Genomic DNA, 4,731 nt, shown 5'->3' on the forward strand with positions numbered 1-4,731 from the left:
GCGGAAATCAATGGTTGGTCTTTTAACTGAACGTCGACAACCACAGGTCTGTATCCTTCTCTATAAACACCTTCTCGTTGATACAAATATTTAAGAGCTTCTTGTGAAACCTCATATACGAGCCCTTCTACTTTCCGTTTTCCTAATTCATCTTCAACAATGTCCGCTCTGCCTCCATCAGGAGTATGGTGGGAGAACGTTAAATCATATCCAGATAGAGTTCCGCACCCGAGTACATTTTGAAACAGATGATCAACCTTTCCTGTTCGAAAACGCTCGTTGTCCATACACGATCCAAATGCAAAGTAGTGCAGCTTATCCTTTTTGATCATCCGGGCAACTTTCCAATTCCCGTGCGGGACAGGCGCGCCTGCTGGTTTGTGGGGGTAAAAGTAGGTGTAAGCTTCTGTGGTTTGATTAAGGGAAAAGACTGTAGTCTTCTCCCTAAGGAATAACGAATTGGGATCATGTTCGCTAAACCCTTCCAATCGGTCCAGCTTTTCTAATGTAGCTTCATCAACTTCATAGAGCTCACCAAAAGTTTTAGAGTAGGTATTTTTAATAAGAACAGGATAATAGGAAGAATCTGAAAAGAGCTCCCCGTAAACCCATGCCTGTTCTGATATCAGCTTGGAATTTTTTAAATAATGGTGATTCTCGAGATTTTTACATAGCGAACCATAAACAAATACTTTCATAATCATACCTTCCTTTAATGAATATCATTAGCTGAAATGAGTCCAAAAGCAGCCTCCGCTGCTTTTACAGCTCTTATAACAGCTTTTTCTACTACATATGCACTAATAAGCCCTAAACCGTTCAGATCGACTTCTACTTCATTCGTAGTCATGGTGAACAATGTATCTCCATCTACAAATGTATGTGAGGGGCGGATGGTTCTTGCTAAACCATCTTGGGAAATCGAGGCAAGCTTATTCGCTGTTGATTTATCCAATGAGGCATTAGTCAATATCGTTCCAATAGTTGTATTGCCGCTAAAACGATTTGTTTGGGAATCATGAATTTGATTGATAAGCACTTCTTCCGTGCTCAATAGTTTCTTATCCTCCTGAATGCCTGCAATCACCTGGCCGGTAGTCGGATCGATCACATCTCCAAAACTATTCACTGCTATAATTGCCCCTACTTTTAGTGAACCAATTTGAACGGCGAAACTACCAATGCCGCCTTTCATGGCGTGCGCTGGTCCTAACGCTTTTCCAATTGACGCCCCCGTCCCTGCACCATAATTCCCATCTTGAAATAAATGTTTTCGATAAGCATCTACACAGGCCTCATACCCCATCTTACCATCCGGTCTGGCTTTAGATTCACCTACCATCAAATCAAAAAGGATGGCTCCAGGTACAATGGGAACTTTAGCTACAGAAACATCAAACCCTATCTCGCGTTCTTCTAAGAAGTTCATGATTCCTGCCCCGACATCCAGTCCAAATGCACTACCACCAGACAAAAAGCACCCATGAATTTGGTTGACTAGATTCTCAGACTTTAAAAGGTCTGTCTCTCTCGTTCCAGGTGATCCACCTCGTACATCAACTCCAGTTACGGCGCCATTTTCACATAAGATGACTGTACATCCAGTGCCTGCTTTACTATTTGTTGATTGGCCGATTCGGAAACCTTCAATTTCGGTCACAGGTATAATCTTCATCGCTAAACTCCCTTTCATGTTTTTAATCAAACCACAGGAGGGTAACCTGTCTATATACGTATGTAGGAGGTGTTTCAATGGTTAGAAGTCATATCATTGTCCATGGGCATGTCCAGGGTGTAGGATTTCGTGCAACAACAAAACAAATCGCTGAGCAGCTGGACCTCAATGGATGGGTGAAAAACAAAAACGATGGAAGCGTCGAAATTGAAGCGGAAGGTGATTCCTCAAACCTGAAACAATTCGTTGATCAATTGAACGATGGTCCCACTCCCTTTGCGAAGGTAGAAGCCATCGATATCGAAGACTTTGATTCTGAAAAGGGTTATGAAACATTTAAAGTGAAAGAGTAAATGTAACCGCAGGTATGACCTGCGGTTATTTTATTCCCTTTGTTCAAAGCTTCATTTCTTGTGCATTGGTCTTACGATTACCTCATTGACATTGACGTAATCAGGCTGGGTGACAGCGTAGGCGACAGCCCTCGCAATGTCATCCGCTTCCAATGGGTCCATGCTTCTGTCCTTAAACATCTCGATAACATCCCCATCTGTAATATGATCTGTCAGTTCGGTATCAACGGCACCTGGAGAAACATTTGTTACACGAACTCCTGAACGTGACAATTCTTTTTCCATTCCCATAGATAAGGCCCTTACTGCGTATTTTGTAGCACTATATACAGTACTTGATGGGAAAACTTCATGTCCTGCAACAGAAGAGACGTTAATGATGTGACCCGAACCTTGCTCAATCATGCTCGGCAGTGATGCATGGATACCAAACAATACACCTTTTATGTTCACATCGACCATCTGCTCCCACTCGTCGACATGATCATTTTTTAAGAATGAAAGAAGCATGACACCAGCATTATTAACAAAAATATCTACTGTGCCGAACTCGTTCTTTGTCTCATTGACTAACCGTTCGACGTCTTCTTTTTTTGTCACGTCTGTTTCTACAACTTTAACGTTTACATCATATTTTCCAGTAATTTCATCCGAAAGTTGATTTAATTTCTCAGATCGACGGGCAGCTAGCACGACATTGGCTCCTTCATCAGCCAAGTGATGAGCAATCGCTCTCCCAATTCCGCTGCTTGCCCCAGTTATTATTGCAGATTGATTTCTCAATTTTGTCATTTTATATTCCTCCTTTGATAGCAACTTCACATAAGTATGTACCCTTTTGCACAGCGGAGTATGCACAAGAGTATGCTGCAGCAGATAATAACAAGAAAAAACCGCCCCTTAAAAAGAGACGGTTTCATTATGTTTGTTATTGTTCTTCGAAAAACTTACGGTTCATTTCGATGTATTTATTTTCTTCTTCCGGTACTTCATCCTCTATATAAATAGCTTCAACTGGGCACACTGCTTCACATGCGCCGCAATCGATACATATCGCAGGATCAATGTAGAACATATCTTTGCCTTCTTCTATACAATCCACGGGGCACACATCTACACATTCACCCGCTTTTTCATCCTTACAAGGGGATGTAATTACAAATGCCATCGATATCTCCTCCTTCTAGTTGATTTAAGTATGCTTATAACCCTATATACACCAAGGCAGGTTCAAATAAACACAACTTCTATGATAACGATTATACATAAAAATCGCAATTCTTCATTAAAATTCGACATATCCTTTTATAAAAGATAACATCATTCATCCCAAATTCGCTCTACTGTATATTCTCCGCCCTGCTTCTGTACAAGAAATACATCAGGCCTCGTCAACCTTTTCCAATCATAAAAGCCGATTTCACGATTGTATTTCTGAAGCAATAGAGCTAAGAGATTGCCGTGAGTCACGAGAAGAACGTTTCCACAATCTTCACCTTCAAGCTCATTTATCAATGAGAGGACTCGTTCCTTCGCTTCATCAGAAGACTCTCCTCCATTTAGCTTCAGGCTTGGATCCTGAAATGTGTCGTGAAGGACTTCTTCCCAATCATCGAGAGGTTCATGACTTAAGATGCGCTCTTCTAAACGCTCATCCGTATCTATGGACAGTCCTTTATTCATTGCAAAGGGTTTGATCGTTTCAATCGCCCTTAAAAAAGGACTGGATATAATGCGATCGACCCCATGGCCGGAACGTTCCAGAAATGAAGCCAAAGCTTGAGCTTGACGTACACCTAGCTTAGTTAACGGGGAGTCTTCATGCTGTCCCTCCGTTTCACTGTGACGCACTAATAGTAGTTTGTCCATACACAACCTTCCTCCCTTTCCTTCACCTTATCCCTATTATCGCTGATGGAACGAATGTTGACAAGGAAAGCAAGGGAATTTTGTCACTTTTTATACACTTGTTTCCCTCTATGCCATGTTTCCAGAACTTGAATTTGATGGATTTCTTCAGCAGCGACTTCTAAGGGGTTCTGATCAAGCAGTACGAAATCAGCTTGATAACCAGCTTCTATTCTTCCCTTTTCTTCTTCTTTATATTCCAATTCTGCCGGCGATTTGGTAAATCCTTGGTAGGCTTCTCCTAAAGAAATTTTCTCCTGGGGCATCCATCCTCCCTCAGGATTACCTTCCAAATCCATCCGAGTGACAGCCGTATAAATGCTGACGAATGGATTCAATGCTCCAATAGGCAGGTCCGAGCTGAGTGTTAGGGGAACCTGTTCCTTGAGCAGGCTGTTGAAAGCATCACAATAAGGGACAAGCTCTTTAGGTGTCCACTTTTCTTTTTTATCCCACTCGCTTAGTAAAAAAGAAGGCTGGGTTTCAATATAAGGCTTCAACTGACGCAGCCTTTCAATCAAATCAGGTCCCAGGGTTTGCGCATGAATGATCCTGTGTCTTAACACTTTTGTATTCGCTTCATCTTGTTCCAAGGCTGTAATCGCTTGTTCAATCGCTTTATCTCCGATGGCATGCATGGCGACCTGCATGCCATTTTCTGATGCCACGCGTACCATCTCATTCAATTGTTCTTGAGAGTAGATCAGCGTCCCCTCCGTAGAAGGTGCGACTGGGTAAGGGTTCCTCATCGCAGCTGTGTAAAGCCGCTGAGTTCCATCTAAGAATATCTTTACA

7 protein-coding genes are annotated in these 4,731 nt (G+C 42.1%); 1 reads left to right on the forward strand and 6 read right to left on the reverse strand.

Annotated elements, in window-relative coordinates; all coding sequences use genetic code 11:
* Nucleotides 1–698 (reverse strand): gamma-glutamylcyclotransferase (locus LD39_RS10405; protein ID WP_052158812.1); only part of this gene is annotated, 698 nt, incomplete at its 3' end.
* A gap of 14 nt (nucleotides 699–712) precedes the next feature.
* Complete coding sequence (locus LD39_RS10410; protein ID WP_035545993.1) at nucleotides 713–1,675, reverse strand: P1 family peptidase; 963 nt, start codon at nucleotides 1,673–1,675, stop codon at nucleotides 713–715.
* A 77-nt stretch (nucleotides 1,676–1,752) separates the two neighbouring features.
* On the opposite strand from LD39_RS10410, the gene LD39_RS10415 reads away from it, so the two are divergent.
* Nucleotides 1,753–2,028: an acylphosphatase gene (locus LD39_RS10415; RefSeq protein ID WP_035545998.1), complete on the forward strand. Its 276-nt coding sequence runs from the start codon at nucleotides 1,753–1,755 to the stop codon at nucleotides 2,026–2,028.
* A gap of 51 nt (nucleotides 2,029–2,079) precedes the next feature.
* Here the strand turns inward: LD39_RS10415 and LD39_RS10420 are convergent, their stop codons facing one another.
* From LD39_RS10420 to LD39_RS10435, 4 genes are all read right to left on the reverse strand, one after another.
* The gene (locus tag LD39_RS10420) at nucleotides 2,080–2,820 is read right to left on the reverse strand and encodes an SDR family oxidoreductase (RefSeq protein WP_035546000.1); all 741 of its coding nucleotides are present in this window, start codon (nucleotides 2,818–2,820) and stop codon (nucleotides 2,080–2,082) included.
* A gap of 136 nt (nucleotides 2,821–2,956) precedes the next feature.
* Nucleotides 2,957–3,196 (reverse strand): 4Fe-4S dicluster domain-containing protein, encoded by a 240-nt coding sequence (locus LD39_RS10425; protein WP_035546002.1) that lies wholly within the window; start codon nucleotides 3,194–3,196, stop codon nucleotides 2,957–2,959.
* Nucleotides 3,197–3,348: 152 nt separating this feature from the next.
* On the reverse strand, nucleotides 3,349–3,897 hold the full coding sequence (locus tag LD39_RS10430; RefSeq protein ID WP_035546003.1) for a histidine phosphatase family protein: 549 nt from the start codon (nucleotides 3,895–3,897) through the stop codon (nucleotides 3,349–3,351).
* An 83-nt stretch (nucleotides 3,898–3,980) separates the two neighbouring features.
* The coding region (locus LD39_RS10435; protein WP_035546004.1) for an amidohydrolase at nucleotides 3,981–4,731 on the reverse strand (751 nt) is incomplete at its 5' end.

This window comes from Halobacillus sp. BBL2006, from assembly GCF_000786645.1.
Classification (GTDB): Bacteria; Bacillota; Bacilli; order Bacillales; family Halobacillaceae; genus Halobacillus.